Annotated in this window: 17 protein-coding genes; 14 read left to right on the forward strand and 3 right to left on the reverse strand. The window is 57.4% G+C overall.

Annotated elements, in window-relative coordinates:
* The first annotated feature begins 3 nt into the window (after positions 1-3).
* A complete protein-coding gene (locus F6Y09_RS04080; RefSeq protein WP_152205618.1) occupies positions 4-645 on the forward strand; it encodes a TetR/AcrR family transcriptional regulator in 642 nt (213 codons plus the stop codon).
* A gap of 42 nt (positions 646-687) precedes the next feature.
* On the opposite strand, the gene F6Y09_RS04085 is transcribed toward F6Y09_RS04080, so the two are convergent.
* Entirely contained in the window at positions 688-1,611 is a 924-nt protein-coding gene (locus F6Y09_RS04085; RefSeq protein ID WP_152205981.1) for an alpha/beta fold hydrolase, read from the reverse strand.
* Positions 1,612-1,825: 214 nt separating this feature from the next.
* Here F6Y09_RS04085 and folE point away from each other — a divergent pair, with 214 nt between their 5' ends.
* From folE to F6Y09_RS04140, 12 genes are all read left to right on the forward strand, one after another.
* Entirely contained in the window at positions 1,826-2,392 is a 567-nt protein-coding gene (gene folE, locus F6Y09_RS04090; protein ID WP_152205619.1) for a GTP cyclohydrolase I FolE, read from the forward strand.
* Between the two features lie 8 nt (positions 2,393-2,400).
* Entirely contained in the window at positions 2,401-2,787 is a 387-nt protein-coding gene (gene folX, locus F6Y09_RS04095; RefSeq protein WP_152205620.1) for a dihydroneopterin triphosphate 2'-epimerase, read from the forward strand.
* Between the two features lie 19 nt (positions 2,788-2,806).
* Positions 2,807-3,247: a CoA-binding protein gene (locus F6Y09_RS04100; RefSeq protein ID WP_152205621.1), complete on the forward strand. Its 441-nt coding sequence runs from the start codon at positions 2,807-2,809 to the stop codon at positions 3,245-3,247.
* 128 nt (positions 3,248-3,375) lie between these two features.
* Entirely contained in the window at positions 3,376-4,683 is a 1,308-nt protein-coding gene (locus F6Y09_RS04105; RefSeq protein WP_152205622.1) for an HD-GYP domain-containing protein, read from the forward strand.
* A 51-nt stretch (positions 4,684-4,734) separates the two neighbouring features.
* The gene (locus F6Y09_RS04110; RefSeq protein WP_246180291.1) at positions 4,735-6,996 is read left to right on the forward strand and encodes a putative bifunctional diguanylate cyclase/phosphodiesterase; all 2,262 of its coding nucleotides are present in this window, start codon (positions 4,735-4,737) and stop codon (positions 6,994-6,996) included.
* A 58-nt stretch (positions 6,997-7,054) separates the two neighbouring features.
* Entirely contained in the window at positions 7,055-7,366 is a 312-nt protein-coding gene (locus tag F6Y09_RS04115; RefSeq protein ID WP_152205623.1) for a hypothetical protein, read from the forward strand.
* A gap of 79 nt (positions 7,367-7,445) precedes the next feature.
* Positions 7,446-7,871 carry a MerR family transcriptional regulator gene (locus tag F6Y09_RS04120; protein ID WP_152205624.1) on the forward strand — a complete coding sequence of 142 codons (426 nt, stop codon included), beginning with the start codon at positions 7,446-7,448 and terminating at the stop codon, positions 7,869-7,871.
* A gap of 6 nt (positions 7,872-7,877) precedes the next feature.
* Positions 7,878-10,136 carry a heavy metal translocating P-type ATPase gene (locus F6Y09_RS04125; protein WP_152205625.1) on the forward strand — a complete coding sequence of 753 codons (2,259 nt, stop codon included), beginning with the start codon at positions 7,878-7,880 and terminating at the stop codon, positions 10,134-10,136.
* Positions 10,133-10,258 (forward strand): hypothetical protein, encoded by a 126-nt coding sequence (locus F6Y09_RS20670; protein ID WP_281347693.1) that lies wholly within the window; start codon positions 10,133-10,135, stop codon positions 10,256-10,258. Before F6Y09_RS04125 ends, F6Y09_RS20670 begins: the two co-directional genes overlap by 4 nt.
* Before the next feature lie 11 nt (positions 10,259-10,269).
* Positions 10,270-10,713 (forward strand): DUF411 domain-containing protein, encoded by a 444-nt coding sequence (locus F6Y09_RS04130; protein ID WP_152205626.1) that lies wholly within the window; start codon positions 10,270-10,272, stop codon positions 10,711-10,713.
* A gap of 166 nt (positions 10,714-10,879) precedes the next feature.
* Positions 10,880-12,850: a ribonuclease R family protein gene (locus F6Y09_RS04135; protein WP_152205627.1), complete on the forward strand. Its 1,971-nt coding sequence runs from the start codon at positions 10,880-10,882 to the stop codon at positions 12,848-12,850.
* Positions 12,851-12,927: 77 nt separating this feature from the next.
* Positions 12,928-13,134, forward strand: coding sequence for a hypothetical protein (locus F6Y09_RS04140; protein WP_152205628.1), 207 nt, complete (start codon positions 12,928-12,930; stop codon positions 13,132-13,134).
* A gap of 30 nt (positions 13,135-13,164) precedes the next feature.
* Here F6Y09_RS04140 and F6Y09_RS04145 read toward each other — a convergent pair whose 3' ends face one another.
* Together F6Y09_RS04145 and F6Y09_RS04150 are read right to left on the reverse strand one after the other, a co-directional pair.
* Positions 13,165-14,061, reverse strand: a complete 897-nt coding sequence (locus tag F6Y09_RS04145) for an acyltransferase (protein WP_152205983.1) — start codon at positions 14,059-14,061, stop codon at positions 13,165-13,167.
* Between the two features lie 125 nt (positions 14,062-14,186).
* Entirely contained in the window at positions 14,187-14,870 is a 684-nt protein-coding gene (locus tag F6Y09_RS04150; RefSeq protein ID WP_152205629.1) for a haloacid dehalogenase type II, read from the reverse strand.
* 143 nt (positions 14,871-15,013) lie between these two features.
* Here F6Y09_RS04150 and F6Y09_RS04155 point away from each other — a divergent pair, with 143 nt between their 5' ends.
* Positions 15,014-15,916: a LysR family transcriptional regulator gene (locus F6Y09_RS04155; protein ID WP_152205630.1), complete on the forward strand. Its 903-nt coding sequence runs from the start codon at positions 15,014-15,016 to the stop codon at positions 15,914-15,916.
* Positions 15,917-16,017: the final 101 nt, after the last annotated feature.

A 16,017-nucleotide genomic window follows, 5' to 3' on the forward strand; every position in this document is an offset into this window, starting at 1 on the left:
ACCATGTCGCGAGTCAGCAACGGTGAGTCCACCCGTCAGAAAATTCTGTTAACTGCCCTCGAACTCTACGCTCAAAAAGGATTGGAAGGCGTTTCCCTGCGTACTATCAGTGCGGAGTCCGGAACCCGCAATTCCGCAGCTGCCCACTATCATTTCGGCAACCGGTTGGGGGTTATCGAAGGTGTCCTTTCGATGGTGACCAATCACCTCCGGCCCCAGTTTGAAGCCGGTATCGCCGCGCTTGAGCAGTGCCCGGAACCAACGCTCCGAAATGTCGTCAAGGCCCTGGCCGTGCCGTACCTGTCGCTGCTGTCCGGCAGTTATCCCTGGGGGCCTTCCGCCCTGCGTTTCATGGCGCACCTGCACGCGGACAACACCCCGGAAATCATCCACCTGCTGAACCGCCATTTTCGGCAGGAGATCGAACGCATTGAAGGCCAGTTGCATCGCGTGTTGCCGGACGTGGCCCGCAACACCCTGCGGGTGCGCCTGGCGTTCACTTTTGTCAGCCTGATTCACGGCGCCGCCGAGATCGATTTACTGGCAAATACGCCATTCGGCAACATCCGGCCCGATGACGTCACCCTCTTCAACCACTTCGTCGATTTTGTCGAAGGAGGCCTTTCTTTCCGCTCAGTTAATTAATAGATTTCGCTTCGCTCTCAAAAAGGTCATACCAGACTCTGGTCATGTCGTCTTGAGGCCGGTTTTGCGAAAATCCCTGTACGCCCGATAGACATCTCCGGGACATTCAAAATGCGGATAATGTCCCACGCCCCGGAGGCTGACTACATCGGCTGAAGGTATCAGCTCACGGTAACGCATCGCCATGGCTACCCCGGAGACGGGGTCAGCCGTACCGGAGATCAGTCGCTTGGGCTGGCTGGCGGCCTGCAAAGCACCCACCCACCGGTTACGGTGACAACGCCGCTCTTCCATATAACGGATCAACCGGTGCAGAATGCCACGGCCATTGTTGTAAGTCAGCAGATGCCAGAACTGGTCCAGCTCATCCTTTGAGGGCTGGCGGTCGGGAGCAAATAACCGGGAAAAATTGTGATCAAAGGTCTTGCGGCTGAGGCCACGACTGACCAGTCCTCCCAAAGGGCTGCAGAGCAGTTTCTGGATCAGTAAAGGCCGATGAACTTCCGGAAACAGGGCACCGTTGAGCATGCACACACTCGCGATGGAGAACCGCAGCGACCCTTCCTGCTCGCGGGCCAGCAATTCCTGCGCAACGCTGCAGCCATAGTCATGGGCCAGCAGGTGAACCCGTTTGAGTCGCAAACCTTCAATCCAGCCCTGTTGCAGGTCGGCCTGATCATCGATGCTGTAATTGTAGTTGACGGGTTTGTCGGAGAACCCGAATCCGAGCATGTCGATCACCAACACCTGATAATGACGGGCCAGTAACGGCCACAGCCGGTTCCAGTCCCAACTGGCGGTAGGAAATCCGTGCATCAGAATCAGCGGTTCCCCCTGACCCGCCATGCGGCTGAAAATAGCGTGGCCGCCATAGCTGAACCATTTACCTTCTTGCTGCCATTCCGACATTGAAGAAGACAGGCCCGCGCCTGCACTGTTTGCCCCGTGAGGTATGACCTGCTCCATCGGTTTTCCTTGCTGCATCCAGTTATCCGAAACTGTAAATCAAACCAGTGCGGTAAACCAGAACCCGGTTTGCGGTTAACACAACAAGGGTCACAGTCCGGCGCTTTGGTCTTTTCAGCACACCGGCTCGTATAACGGTCGTAGTGCATCGACCCGTTTTGCCTTACCCTTGGCGGTTGAACCAATACACAACATATATTCAGCGGAACGCGATATGACCGATCAGCTTACCGACCTCACCAGCCATTACCGGGAGATTATTTCCGGGCTTGGTGAAGATCCGGGCCGCGAGGGCCTGCAAGACACACCGAAAAGAGCCGCAAAAGCTATGCAGTTTTTGACCAAGGGTTATCAACAGGATCTTGGTGAACTGGTCAATGGCGCCATTTTCGAGTCCAACATGGATGAAATGGTAGTAATACAGGATATTGAGCTCTACAGCCTTTGTGAGCATCACCTGTTACCGTTCATCGGCAAATGCCATATTGCCTACATTCCCAGTGGTCGGGTGCTAGGCCTCTCCAAATTTGCCCGTCTTGTGGATATGTATGCCCGCAGGTTACAGATTCAGGAGAACCTGACCCGGCAGATTGCCGAGGCCATCGAGAATGTTACCGGCGCCAAAGGCGTGGCGGTAGTGATCGAAGCCAAGCACATGTGCATGATGATGCGGGGGGTCGAGAAGCAGAATTCTCTGATGAAAACCTCGATGATGCTGGGTTCTTTTCGCCAGTCCCAGGCTACCCGCTCAGAATTCCTGAATCTGATTCAGCGGCGCTAGGAGACTTTATGGCAAGCCCCACATTCAGTCGTCAGGCGAAGGTGCGGATCAAGGATCTGCTGCTGCGAACCTATATTGGCATCAAAGAAGAGGAGATCAACAACCTGCAGGACGTGGTGATCAATGTCTGTCTCACTTACGATGCGACCGCAGCTCTGGATAACAACGCGATTGCGTCGGCGTTGAATTACCGCACCATCACCAAACAGATTATTCATCATATCGATGGCAACCGGTTTGCCTTGCTGGAACGGATGACCCACGAGGTACTCAGCATTGTGATGGAACACACAGCCGTGCAATGGGCAAAGGTGGAAATCGACAAGCCCCACGCGTTACGCTATGCGGAATCGGTGTCTGTGAGTCTCGAAGCGCACCGGACTAAAACCACATGATTCCCGGAGCAAGTCCGTTATGCCTGAAAGCCACCCCGAAGCGCTGCGCCAGATTCTCACCAGGGTCCACACCATTGCTCTGGTCGGTGCCAGTGAGAAAAGCCATCGGGCCAGCTACCAGGTAATGGCCTACCTGCAGGGCAGGGGTTATCGGGTAATCCCGGTGAATCCTCGCCTTGCAGGCCAGAAACTGTTGGGTGAAGCGGTTTACCCTTCCCTGGAGGCCATACCCGAATCCGTTGACATGGCAGACTTCTTCATCGCTTCGGAACGCGTTGGACCGCTTATGGCAACCGCCACAGAGCTGGCCATTCCGGTGCTCTGGTTGCAAATAGGTGTCATCGATGAGGTGGCGGCAGAAAAAGCAGAACAGGCAGGCCTGACGGTGGTCATGAACCGCTGCCCGAAACAGGAAATACCCCGTCTTGGCATACCTCTTGTGACCCGGTCAGTGAGCTGAACCGACTGCAAGCAATTGAAATTAAACGGGTTTTTTTGATTACCCGAGATAATTGCTTGATACGGCCAGGGGCAGTGTTTTGACTTTCTACCATACCGAACTCACACAAAAATAATACTGGCCGAGCCATGTGGTTCCGACGTAAAACCAGCGCAGCGCTATCCAAACTTCATAAGCCTTCCGAGCCCTTGCACCGGGGCAAGGCGCTTGATCGTGCCCGGTTACCTGTCGATCTGGTCGAGCCCGGTATGCGGGTGGTGAAACTTGACCGACCCTGGACCGAAGTTCCGGTATTGTTTCAGGGCTTCACTGTAGAGAGCGACAGCCAGATCCGGATACTTCGATATTATTGCCGGTGGGTGTTGGTTGAGGCCGAAGCGGACCAGCTGATCAAAGCCCGGGCCAAGCTCAGTACCCTGCAACGCCGGGTAACCAGACCTCTGGTCGAAAAACGCTCACTCGCCGCTGAGCTGCCGCAAGCAAAAGTCTCCTTCCAGCTTACCCAGGCGTTTGTGGACCAGATGTTGGCGTCTCTGGAACACGCCGACGATGTGAGTCTGGAAGAAGCACGGCCTGTTATCAAAGAATGCGTGAGAAGCATCAGCGCCAACGCCAATGCCATGTTCTGGATGGCGCACATCAAGAATGAAGATGCCTACACTGCCGAACACTGCCTGCGGGTGGCCATTTACGCCATCGCCTTTGCACGCTTCATCGGGCTGCCAGACGACGACCTGGAAGTGGTGGGTCTGTGCGGCCTCCTACACGACATCGGCAAACTCAGAATACCCTACGCCATCCTCAACAAACCCGGGGCTTTGACACCGGAAGAAATTGCTGAAATGCAACGCCATGCCGAATACGGCTTTCAATTATTGCAGTCTCACCATACTCTTGAGCCGATCGTGGCGGATGTAAGCCGCCATCACCATGAGCGTATTGATGGCAATGGCTATCCTCATCAATTGAGCGAGTGTCAGACCAGCCGCTTCGCCCGACTGGTTTCCATCGTGGATGCGTATGATGCTATCACCAGCGATCGCTGCTATCGTGCCGGGTTGTCGGCCTCCGATGCCCTACGGATACTGTATCGAGGCCGGGGCGAGCAATTTGATGCTGAAATGGTCGAAGCGTTTATTCGGATGATGGGGCTTTATCCGCCCGGCACGCTGATCGAGATGACCTCTGGCGAAGTAGCGCTGGTGATCTCAAGCCATCCCGGTAAAAAGCTGAAGCCCAAGGTCGAAATTTTGCTCGATGCCCACAAGCACCCGAGGAATCCGGTGGTTATTGATCTGGCCAATGACCCTTTGAACGCCAACGGGGAGCTCTATACCATTCGACAGGCCCTGCCGGATGGTGCATTCGGTGTTTCACTTGACGGCCGGATAGACCAGATTGTCACCACTGCCCATGCGTTGGAACATGAATCCTGATCTACCCTTGCATGAGCCGTGCACTCTGTTTATTCCAGACCGGAGCCCTCAGTGCCAAAACGAAAACCAGTGGCAGGTATTATTAACTCAATCCTGTTGAGCCCGATTTTGCCTGTTGTCATTTTTGCGACTTTTCTGGTGATCGCCAGTGGTCTCAAATTTGGTATAGACCATCAGGATGTGGCCCAGATAAACCAGAATCTCAAGTCCGAAGCCCGCGGGCTGGCCCTTGAGCTTGAAAAGGATTTCGATGCTCACGTCACGGCCCTCCGCCGCATGGCAGACCGCCGGGAAATTGAACCGGACATGTCGAGGCAGGCGTGGCAGAGAGATGCCCGCAACTATCTTGAAGATTTTGGTACCTACCAGGCGATCGAGTGGATTGACGCCGACTACATCATCCGTTGGCTCGAGCCGGTAGATGGCAACGAGAACGTCATTGGCGACAGCGTTGCACTCCTGGAGAAGCGCCGGCAGGCGCTTGAACGCGCTGCCCTGACCGGTCAGCTGGACATCTCTGGCGTGGTCGAGCTCAAACAGGGCGGCGCGGGGCTGGTAATCTACGCGCCGATTAACGAGGGTGAGCGGAATAATGGCTACATCGCCGGCGTTTTCCGCATGGAAAGCCTGATTGACGCCCTGCAAACCCCACGCATCCAGGCAAATTTCAATCTCGACATCGTTGAGAACGGCAATGTGGCCTACAGCATCGAGTCAAACGAGCCGCCGAACCGTGGATTTGTGCAGAACGCCAGAGTAGACCTGCCCTCGATTAACTGGTTGCTGCAGTTAACCCCCACCCCGACCTGGCTGGCGCGTCACCGTAGCTTCTGGCCCTGGGTGACCTTTTCAACGGTATTGCTTATGGGCATGCTGGTCAGTCTGTCGACGCTTCTGGTCCAGCTTATTCTGAAGCGCAACCGGGCACTTTTGCGAACACGCAATGAGCTGCAGCAGGAAATTGACCAACGCAAATCCGTCCAGCAGGATCTTGCTCGCCTGGAGTCTACCGACGCCCTCACCGGACTGGCCAACCGGCGCTTCTTTATGGAAGACCTGACCCATACCCTGACCATGGCGGATCGACAGCTCCGTCAGGTGGCACTGATCATGATCGACCTTGACCGGTTCCAGATCCTCAATGACTCTCTCGGCCATCAGTTTGGCGACGAGTTGCTGATCAAGGTGGCTGAGCGCCTTAATTCCCTGAGTGATGAACGCATACTGGTTGCCTACTCAGGCGGTGATGAGTTCATGTTCTGCCAGCAACAAGTGGAAGACATTGACGAGGTCATCAACCTGCTGGGCCAGATCAAACAGGCCTTCAGCGAACCCTTTGAGGTTCAGGGTCAGTCCCACAGCATTACTGCCACCATGGGGGTTGCGGTCTATCCACAAAGCGGCCTTGACGCGGATATTCTGATTCGTAACGCCGACATCGCCCTCTACCGGGCCAAGGAGAGTGGCCGCAACACCTACCAGTTCTATACCGAAGGCATGCAAGACCGGGAAGTCATGCGCCTGGAACTGGACAAAGACCTTAACCAGGCGCTGGCGGATGGCCAGTTTGTGCTGTATTACCAACCCCAACTCGACCTTGCAACCATGCAGGTGGGCAGCGTCGAAGCACTGATTCGCTGGCAACACCCGCTACGCGGCTTATTGCCGCCGGTGGACTTCATTCCCCTGGCCGAAGAAAGCGGTCGCATTACCGACATCGGACGCTGGGTTGTGCAGGCCGCCTGCCGCCAGCTGGCAGAATGGGCTGATGGACCTCTGGCCCATCTGAGAATTGCCGTGAACCTGTCAGGCCGTGAACTGGATGATGATCGTCTGGTCGATCACATACAGCAGACCCTGGAATTTCACGGCCTTTCAGCAGGGCAGCTGGAGGTGGAGTTAACTGAAGAAATCTTCATCGACAACCTCGAACGTAACCTGGGCCAGCTCACCCGGCTCAACAAACTCGGGGTGCACCTGTCGATTGATGATTTTGGTGTCGGCTATTCCTCGCTCGGCTACCTTCGGGACTTCCCCGTCGACCTGCTTAAAATTGACCGGTCGTTTATTACCGGTGTCACAGAGCGCCACGACGATGCGGTGATCACCCGCGCAGTCATTAATCTGGCCCACAACCTGGGCATTCAGGTGGCCGCCGAGGGCGTTGAAACCGAAGCCCAACTTAACTTCCTGCGCAGCCATCGCTGTGACCTGGCCCAGGGCTTCCTGATCAGCCGGCCCATCCCGGCTGATCAACTTATGGTTCGGCTCAAGGGGGGCATCAGTTTCGAAAGCGTGGCCAGCGCGCCTTGAAATCACCCAACGAAGATCCCACCCTTGAGTGACAGTAGCAATTCAATGGCATCCGTCTATGAGCTCTGATTATCTCAACCGGGAGCAGGACCAGCAGTTAAGACGCTGGGAAACGTGGAACCGTAATTATTTTATTTTCGCGTTTTTTACGCTCATTGTGGTGTTGGTGTTCAGCAGCCAGCTCGGGCTTTCCAGTGGCGAAAGCTGGGGACCGTTGGGCATTATCATTGCTGCCCTGGTGGCGCCGATAGTGGTGTTGCAGATGCGCCTCCGCTGCCCGGTCTGTGGCCATCGCATTGGTTGGCAAGCCAAACTGCTGGCGCCAGACCAGTGCCGCCATTGCAAAGTGTTTTTACGGTCAAAAGAATAACCCTCAAACTATTGACCTGTGAGTGACTCACAGGTTTTAAACTTTCATAATGCATACTCATTCCCCGAGCTTGAACATTATGAGAGTCAGTGAACTTGCAAGAAACGCCCGGGTGAATCCCGACACCGTGCGGTTTTACACCCGCGAAGGGCTGCTTCAGCCTGACCGCAACCCGGCGAATAACTACCAGCAATACTCAGCAGACGATCTACAAAAGTTGCGCTTTGCCCGTAAGGCACGCCAACTGGGTTTTTCTCTGCCGGAGATAAAATCCATCCTGAACCACGCCGACGACCATCACTCGCCCTGCCCCATGGTGCGACGGGTCTTTGAGCACCGGCTGGACGAAGTGGAAGCTCAGTTGCAAGAACTGACCAGTCTCCGTGACCGCATGAAAAATGCACTCGGGGCCTGGCAATCAATGCCCGATGGCACCCCCGACGGCCACACCATTTGTCGTCTCATTGAACACTGGGATGACCCCACCATGGCCGGTAAGGAGTAAATAGCGATGACTGATCGCCTACACAACGCCGGCACCCAGGTCCATCTCGCCGTCAGCGGTGCCTCCTGCGCTTCCTGTGTGCGGACGATTGAGCAGGCCCTGCTCTCGGTTGAAGGGGTCACCACTGCCCACATGAATCTGGCCGACAGCGTCGCCACTGCCGGCGGTCAGGCTGACCCTGACTCACTGGCAAAGGCGGTCTCCAGTGCCGGCTACAGCGCCCATGTTCTTGAGGACCCGGACACTGCACAGGACAATAAGGATGCGGAAGACAAAGCCCGGTACCGCACCTTGCTGATAAAGATGACGGTCAGCCTCGGCCTGGGCATCGCCCTGATGGTCTGGGGAATGGGCTTTGGTGGCATGATGGTTACCCCTGCGAACCAGCTCACCTGGCTGGTGCTGGGCGGACTGACTCTGGTGGTGATGATCTTTACCGGCGGTCATTTCTACTCCGGTGCCTGGAAGGCCTTTCGTCATCACAATGCCAATATGGATACCCTGATTGCTCTGGGAACCGGTACCGCCTGGCTCTATTCCATGGTGGTCACGATCATTCCGGGTGCCCTGCCGGAAATGGCGCGGCACGTCTATTTTGAAGCCTCTGCCATGATTATCGGGCTGATCAATCTGGGGCAGGCTCTGGAGCTGCGGGCCAAAGGCAAAACCTCGGAAGCGGTCAAGCGCCTGCTGGACCTGCGGGCAAAGACCGCCCGGGTCATTCGCGATGGCGAGGAGCAGGACCTGCCTGTCGAGCAGGTCCGAAAGGGTGATCACATTCGCGTTCGTCCGGGCGAAAAGCTGCCGGTGGACGGTGTGATCGCCGAAGGTGAAACCCGTATCGACGAGAGTATGCTGACCGGGGAGCCCATGCCGGTCAGCAAGAAACCGGGGGACGATGTCTCGGCTGGAACCCTGAACACCCATGGCGCTATCATTTACGAGGCCACCCGAGTCGGCAGCGAGACCGCGCTGGCCCAGATCATCCGGCTGGTGAAGAAAGCCCAGGGTTCGAAACCGGAAATCGGTCGGCTGGCGGACCGTATTTCCTCCGTGTTTGTCCCCAGCGTGATGCTGATTGCCGTCTTAACCGCGCTGGTCTGGTACAACGTTGGACCGGGACCGGAGATCGTCCACATGATGGTGGCCGCGACCACCGTTCTGATCATCGCCTGCCCCTGCGCACTTGGTCTCGCTACGCCGATGTCGGTCATGGTAGGTGTAGGCAAGGCTGCGGAATACGGTGCACTGATCCGCCAGGGCGATGCACTGCAGGCGGCGGGTAAACTCAGCCTGGTGATCCTGGACAAAACCGGCACTATTACCGAGGGTCATCCGGCCGTTACCCATGTCCATGCCGTCAGTGGTGACCAGCACCGATTGCTGTGCCTTGCTGCTGGCCTGGAGCAGCATTCCGAACATCCACTGGCCGAAGCCATCGTCACCCAAGCCCGGGAGGAAAACGCCTCACCGGACGCGGTCGAGCAGTTTGAGGCGCTCAATGGCCAGGGGGTACAGGGCACTTTCAACGGCACCGTCGTTCGACTGGGTAACCGGCGCTGGCTTGAAGCCGCAGGTATTGACCTGTCGGTGCTCGCGGATGAGGCCGAAACTATTGCCCGCCAGGCCGGTACACCGTTATTCTTGGCAGAGGGTGACCGGGCGCTGGGGGTTATCGGGGTCGCCGATGCCATCAAGGCCGATTCGGCAGCCGCGATTCGCCGGCTCCACGATGCGGGCGTCCGCGTCATGATGGTCACCGGAGATGTCGAGACCACAGCCAGGGCGATTGCCGAAAAAACCGGCATCGACGATTTCCGGTCCAGCGTGCTCCCGGAAGACAAGGCCCGCATTGTTGAGGAAATGCGCCAACAGGGCTACGTGGTCGCTATGGTTGGTGATGGTATCAATGATGCGCCCGCCCTGGCGGCAGCAGATGTGGGTTTTGCCATTGGCACCGGTACCGATGTGGCGATCGAAAGCGCCTCTATCACGCTGATGCGCGGATCATTACACGGCGTGCCCGATGCCATTGAGATATCCCGGGCAACCATTCGAAATATTCATCAGAATCTGTTCGGGGCGTTCATCTACAACACCCTGGGCATTCCGATTGCGGCAGGGGTGCTGTACCCGGTCTGGGGCATTCTGATGAGCCCGATTCTGGCAGGCGCCGCCATGTCGCTTTCCTCCGTTACTGTAGTCACCAATGCCAACCGGCTGCGGTTATTCAAAACCACCCTGCCTAAAGGGGGAAACCCATGACCAGTCTGATGGTCAATTTTGGCGGCCTGGTACTGATGGCCGCCATCGTCGCCTGGTTCTGGTGGCCTGGAAGCTCCAAAAACCAGGCTGACAACAGCGAACCTTCCCAACATCATCACTGAGGTACAGCATCATGAAACTCAAAGCCCTCGGCCTGGCCCTTTCGCTGGCCTTCAGCAGCCTGACAATGGCAGCAGAAAACGACGATAAAATCACCGTCTACAAATCCCCAAGCTGCGGCTGTTGTGGAGACTGGGTCAAGCACCTGGAAGAACATGACTTCGACGTCGAGGTTCACAACACGGATAATCTTAACCCGATCAAACAGGAGGCCGGTCTCACCCCGGCGCTGGCCAGTTGCCATACTGCATTCATCAATGGTTATGCCATTGAGGGCCATGTGCCCGCCCGCGATATCAGGACTCTCCTTGAGCAGGCACCCAAGGCTCGGGGCCTGACCGTGCCGGGCATGCCCGCGGGCTCCCCGGGCATGGAGATGGGCGACCGCCAGGATGCTTATCAGGTGCTGCTGTACAACGAAGAAGGTCAGACCCGCGTGTTTACGGACTATCCATAACGTCCACTTGGGCCATGACTTACCTCATGGCCTCGGCGGGCAGCCTTGAAAGGCGGCGCCTCAGGCGATGATTTTGAGGTGTGTCGCCCTCGGGGGTCTGACTCGGGAGGCCATAACCGGTATACTCCGGCAGATATTCACTCCCATACCAGTCAGGTTCTTTTGCATGCTTAATGCCGACGCCATCCAGCAGTTGCGCCAGCTCAAAACCGATATTGAATCCACCAAGGTTGTGTTGTCCGGCACCATCAAGGCGACCAACGGACGTTTTGGCTTTGTTGCACTGGATGATGGCCGCGATCTCTTCCTGCCACCGGACGAGATGCAGAAGGTGCTGCCCGGCGACCGGGTCAATGTGACCGAGCAGGTCGGTGACAATGGCAAGAGTCAGGCTGTGATTGACGAGTTGCTGGCAACCCGGCTCAAGACGTTTGTCGGTAAATACCTGATTCAGGGCAAAGGCCATTTTGTCGTGCCCGAAACCCCCGGCATTAACCGTTGGATTTTCATTCCGCCCCAGAAGCGGCTGAATGCCGAGCCCGACGACTTCATTTATTGTGAAATCTCCCGTCATCCGTTCCAGGACAGTAAAGGTCAGGCGGCGATCCTGCGCATTCTTGGCAAAGCCGGCCAACCCGGTATCGAGCGGGCCTTCACCCTGGCCAGCTTTGATCTCGACGACACCTGGCCGGAAGCCGTGGAAAAACAGGCCAACGCCCTGGACGAATCCGCTGTCAAGGACCTGAGCGAAGGGCGGCAGGATCGCACTGCCCGGCCCTACGTCACCATCGACAGCCCCAACACCCAGGATATGGACGATGCCCTGCTGGCCGAGCCGAATGCCACCGGCTGGACACTCTCGATCGCCATTGCGGACCCCACCGCACTCATCGACCAGGGCAGCGCGGCCGATGTGCTGGCACGCCAGCGCGCCACCGCTATTTACTTCCCCGGTGAGCCGCTGCCCATGCTGCCGGATGCCATCAGTACCCGGCTATGTTCGCTGATGCCAGAGGTTAACCGCCTGGCGCTGGTGTGCGATGTTCAGGTCAATAATGATGGCAGCCTCGGGAATTACAGCTTCCATCAGGCGGTGATTCACTCCAAAGGCAAACTCAGCTACGAGCTGGTCGCCAACCTCATTCAGGGACGGGACGATGATGAAACCCGGGCCTTGCCAGCTGAGGTGCACAACAGCCTCGACCAGTTACACCAGGTCGCCGGAGCGCTGAGAAAATGGCGTTCGGCCCACGCGCTACTGGGCAATGAACGGGCCGAATTCCGCCTGCGTCTGGACGAAAATCGCCGCATTCGCCAAATTGACCCGGCAATTCAGAATGAAGCCCACCGCCTGGTGGAAGAATGCATGATTGCCGCCAACCGCAGCGTGGCAGACTTCCTCGGCAAGCAAGACAACGGTCTGTTCATTCAGCACCCGGGCCTGCGACCGGATCGGGCCGATAATATCAGAGCGCTTTTGCGAGACTATGCACCGGAGCTTGCAGACCTGGACCCGGCCGCCCCGGAAGGCTATAAAGATCTGATGCGACAGGCCGATCAGGCCAGCAGCGAAGTGCCGGTCAAGAGCATTGTTGCCCGCCAGCTGGCCCGGGCGGAACTGTCGTTTACCCCTGCACCCCACCAGGGTATGGGGCTGAATGTCTACACTACGTTCACGTCACCCTTACGTAAATTCTCGGACTTCTACGTGCATCGGCTGCTCAAGGCCGCGCTCTGGCAGGAGCCCCACCAGGCTCTGGAAAGTACCGAGCTGGAGCAACTTCAGGCTACCCAGATCAAGGCCCGGCAAGCCGCAAACAGCCTCGATACCTGGCTCAAGTGCGACTTCGCCAAAAAACTCGGCGACCAGCCCATGACCGGTGTCATCAGCCGTACCATTCCGGCCGGGTTTTTCGTGCGGCTGGACAGCAATGGGCTGGAAGGTTTTGTAAACTGCAAGACCATTTCCGGTAAATACAGCTTCGATCCGATCACCCTGCGCCTGAACGGCAAGAGCCGGTTTTTCCAGATCGAGCAACCCGTTACCGTCACCCTTGCCGGCGTTGACGACGAACGTAAACAAATCAATTTCAAGCTGGTGGACAAGCCGCCTGCTGAAGAAACACCCACGGCTTGATAAACCAGTCGGCCAGGTGCATCGTAAACAATTGAGAGCTATAGAAACACGCCGTTAACAGGCAGGAGGGTTAACCGATGCGCCCCGACGAATTCATGAGAAAATACGGCTTCGACAAGGACGAAGAAGAGCGCGACCACAGCCTCCGGCATAACGCTCTGGAGCATGCCAGGCACCTGAAGCGCCCCCACGCCGGCACCCCCCATGACTGGGAGGAGTGGGAGCGCTACCGCAAGGAACATCCGGAGGAGGTCGAAGACGACGACCGGGATGAAAAGAGTTAGGGAAGCGCAGGGGAATTGATCAGCGTTTCCCTAGTCCGGGCCATTTACCTCGGCCAGCATTCGACCGATCTGCTGATCCTTGGCGTCCCATATTGACGATACCCAGCCCCGCACATCCCCCCGCTGTTTTTCGTCCTGGCTACGAAGTTCCGCCGGGATCGGCACGGTATCGATAACCATATAGACTTCTTCCACCCGTCCGCAGAGGAAATCCCAGAAGCTGGGAGCTCCGCTGGGGTAGGCAATGGTGACATCCACCAGGGTCTCGATCGAATCCCCCATCGCATCCAGAACAAACGCAATTCCGCCAGCCTTGGGTTTCAGCAGATGCTGATAGGGCGATTTCTGGCTGGCGTGTTTGGCGCGGGTAAACCGCGTACCCTCCACGAAGTTCATCACACTCACCGGCGTGGTGCGGAATTTCTCACAAGCCTTGCGGGTGGTTGCCATATCCTTGCCACGCATTTCCGGGTGTTTGGTCAGGTATTCCTTGGAGTAGCGCTTCATAAACGGGAAATCCAGCCCCCACCAGGCAAGACCGATCACCGGAACCCAGATCAGCTCTTTCTTGAGAAAAAACTTCAGGAACGGCGCCTTGCGATTGAACACCCGCTGCATGGCAAAAATATCCACCCAGCTTTGATGATTGCTCAGCACCAGGTACCAGCTCTCCCGCTTGAGCTGGTCGTCACCCTTCACATGCCAGCGGGTGGCCTGGGTGAGCTTCATCCAGCCGGTATTACATGCGACCCAGGATTCGGAAACCCAGATAATCAGGCGGGTGCACCACAGGCGGAAACCGGCATGGGGAACCGCCAGTTTAAGCAGTGCAGGGATATAGAGCAGCAAACACCAGAAAACGGTATTCAGCGCCAGCAGGAATGCGGCAATGACACCACGGATTGGCGCGGGTAAAAAACTGAGCATGGCGAACATCCGGTTATTGTTGATGGAATCCATCGCGCATCATAACAACGCAGGGCGCTGGTGGGCAGTAGAGCAGAGACCATTTCGCGATGGCTCACGGGCTCGCCCAGCGCGTTGACCAGGCGCTAGCGGTTGGCGGCCAGTTCTGACAGGGCCTCGGGCAAACCATAGAGGTCGCGGATTATGGCGGAGGGCTGGAAACCCCAGTCCTCGAACACCGTGGCCGGGTCACGCTGGACCCAGATCGCCATAAGACCCGCGGCCCGCGCGCCGATCACATCCCAGCCGTTGCTGGACACCAGACACAGGGGCTGATCCATAGCGCCGGTGGCCCGCCGGGCGTGGGTATATACGGCAGGGTCCGGCTTGAAACTCTTGATGTCGTCCACGGACACCAGGCCGTCGAGATGATCCAGCAGCCGGCTGTGACCCAACACTTTCTTGAGCGCTGCGTGAGTGCCGTTGGAGAATGCAAACTGTGGGTGATGCCGGCCCAGCTCTTCCAGCACGGGTTCGGCATCCGCAAACGCCGGTAACGACAGATAGGCTTTCATCAGCTCGTCTTCCCGTTTCCTACTGAGGCTGAAACCATAGCTTTGCATCGCAGTCTGCAGGGCCTGACGGGTGCAGATTCCGAACTCCGCATAGACCCGCATCAATCCGCGGCGAAACGAGAACTCAAGCTGCTTTTGCCGCCACAGCAGGCTGACCGCCGAGGCCGCATCGCCGACATCGTCAGCGAGATGCTCCGCCATGCCCTGGGGATCTACCAGTGTGCCGTAGACGTCAAAGGCCAGATAAATTGTCATAATTGCGATGCTCCTGATTGCCTGCGCTTGATTAAACAGCCGGATCAAGCCGTGCTGTGGCTGTTGCAACCACTCTACCGAAGTTGCCCCGGCTTGGCTGCCTGGCTTTACTGACTCCGGCAACACGCCCTACAATGCCATGCATGAATACTATTGATGAATTCAATATTGACGTGCGGGCGCTGACAGTTCTGCTGGCAGTACTGGATACCGGCAGCGTTTCTGCGGCGGCGGTGCGTCTCGGGGTCAGCCAGTCGGCGGTCAGCCATACGCTGGACCGGCTGCGCCAGACCCTGGGGGACCCGCTGTTCGTCAAGTCCGGCCGCGGCATCACACCCACACGCTACACCCTGCAGGCCGGGCCCCACGTTCGGCAGTTGGTGGACGAGCTGCGCTCACTGTCGGTAGGGCCGCTGTTTTCACCCGACAGGGCCGAACTCACATTCACCATCGCCGCCAACGATTACCAGCGGGATCTGCTGTTACCGCCGCTGATGGCACGCCTGCGAAAAACCGCTCCCGGCGTCCGGCTGCAAGTCATGCCCGCGGGCATACCCAGCCCCGAGATGCTGCGCAAAGACGTGTGTGACCTGATCATATCCCCCCATCCGCCTGCCGTTGGTGATGTCATGCAGCGACGTTTGCTGGACGACCATATGACGATTTTTTATGACGCTGACCAGCGCACGCCTCCCCGATGCCTGACGGACTATCTGCAAAGCCGCCATATCGGCATTCTGTTCGCCACCGGGGAGCGCATGGCACTGGAAGCATCGCTTACCACCCAGGGCCTCAGCCGGGACATCGCCGTTACCGTGTCCAATTTCTCGGGCTTGCCCGCATTCCTGAGGGGCACCGACTGGCTTGCCACTGCGCCATTCCGGATGAAGGATCACCTGATGAAAGCGTTCCAGCGAGCACCGCTGCCCTTCGAACTCAAACCCTTCACTCTGCTGATGCTCTGGCACCAGCGCAACCACCAGGACCCCGCCCATCGCTGGCTGCGCCAGCAGTTGATTGCCGTGGCGCAAGGGCTGGAGACATGACCCATCACTTTTGTTCATAGGTTATATGAAACCCGGGGCCGTTATTAATTCAGCCTATCGGCGTAGACTCCACGTTCATTCGAAAATTACCTGACCGGAAA

Source organism: Marinobacter changyiensis (genome assembly GCF_009193265.1).
GTDB lineage: Bacteria > Pseudomonadota > Gammaproteobacteria > Pseudomonadales > Oleiphilaceae > Marinobacter > Marinobacter changyiensis.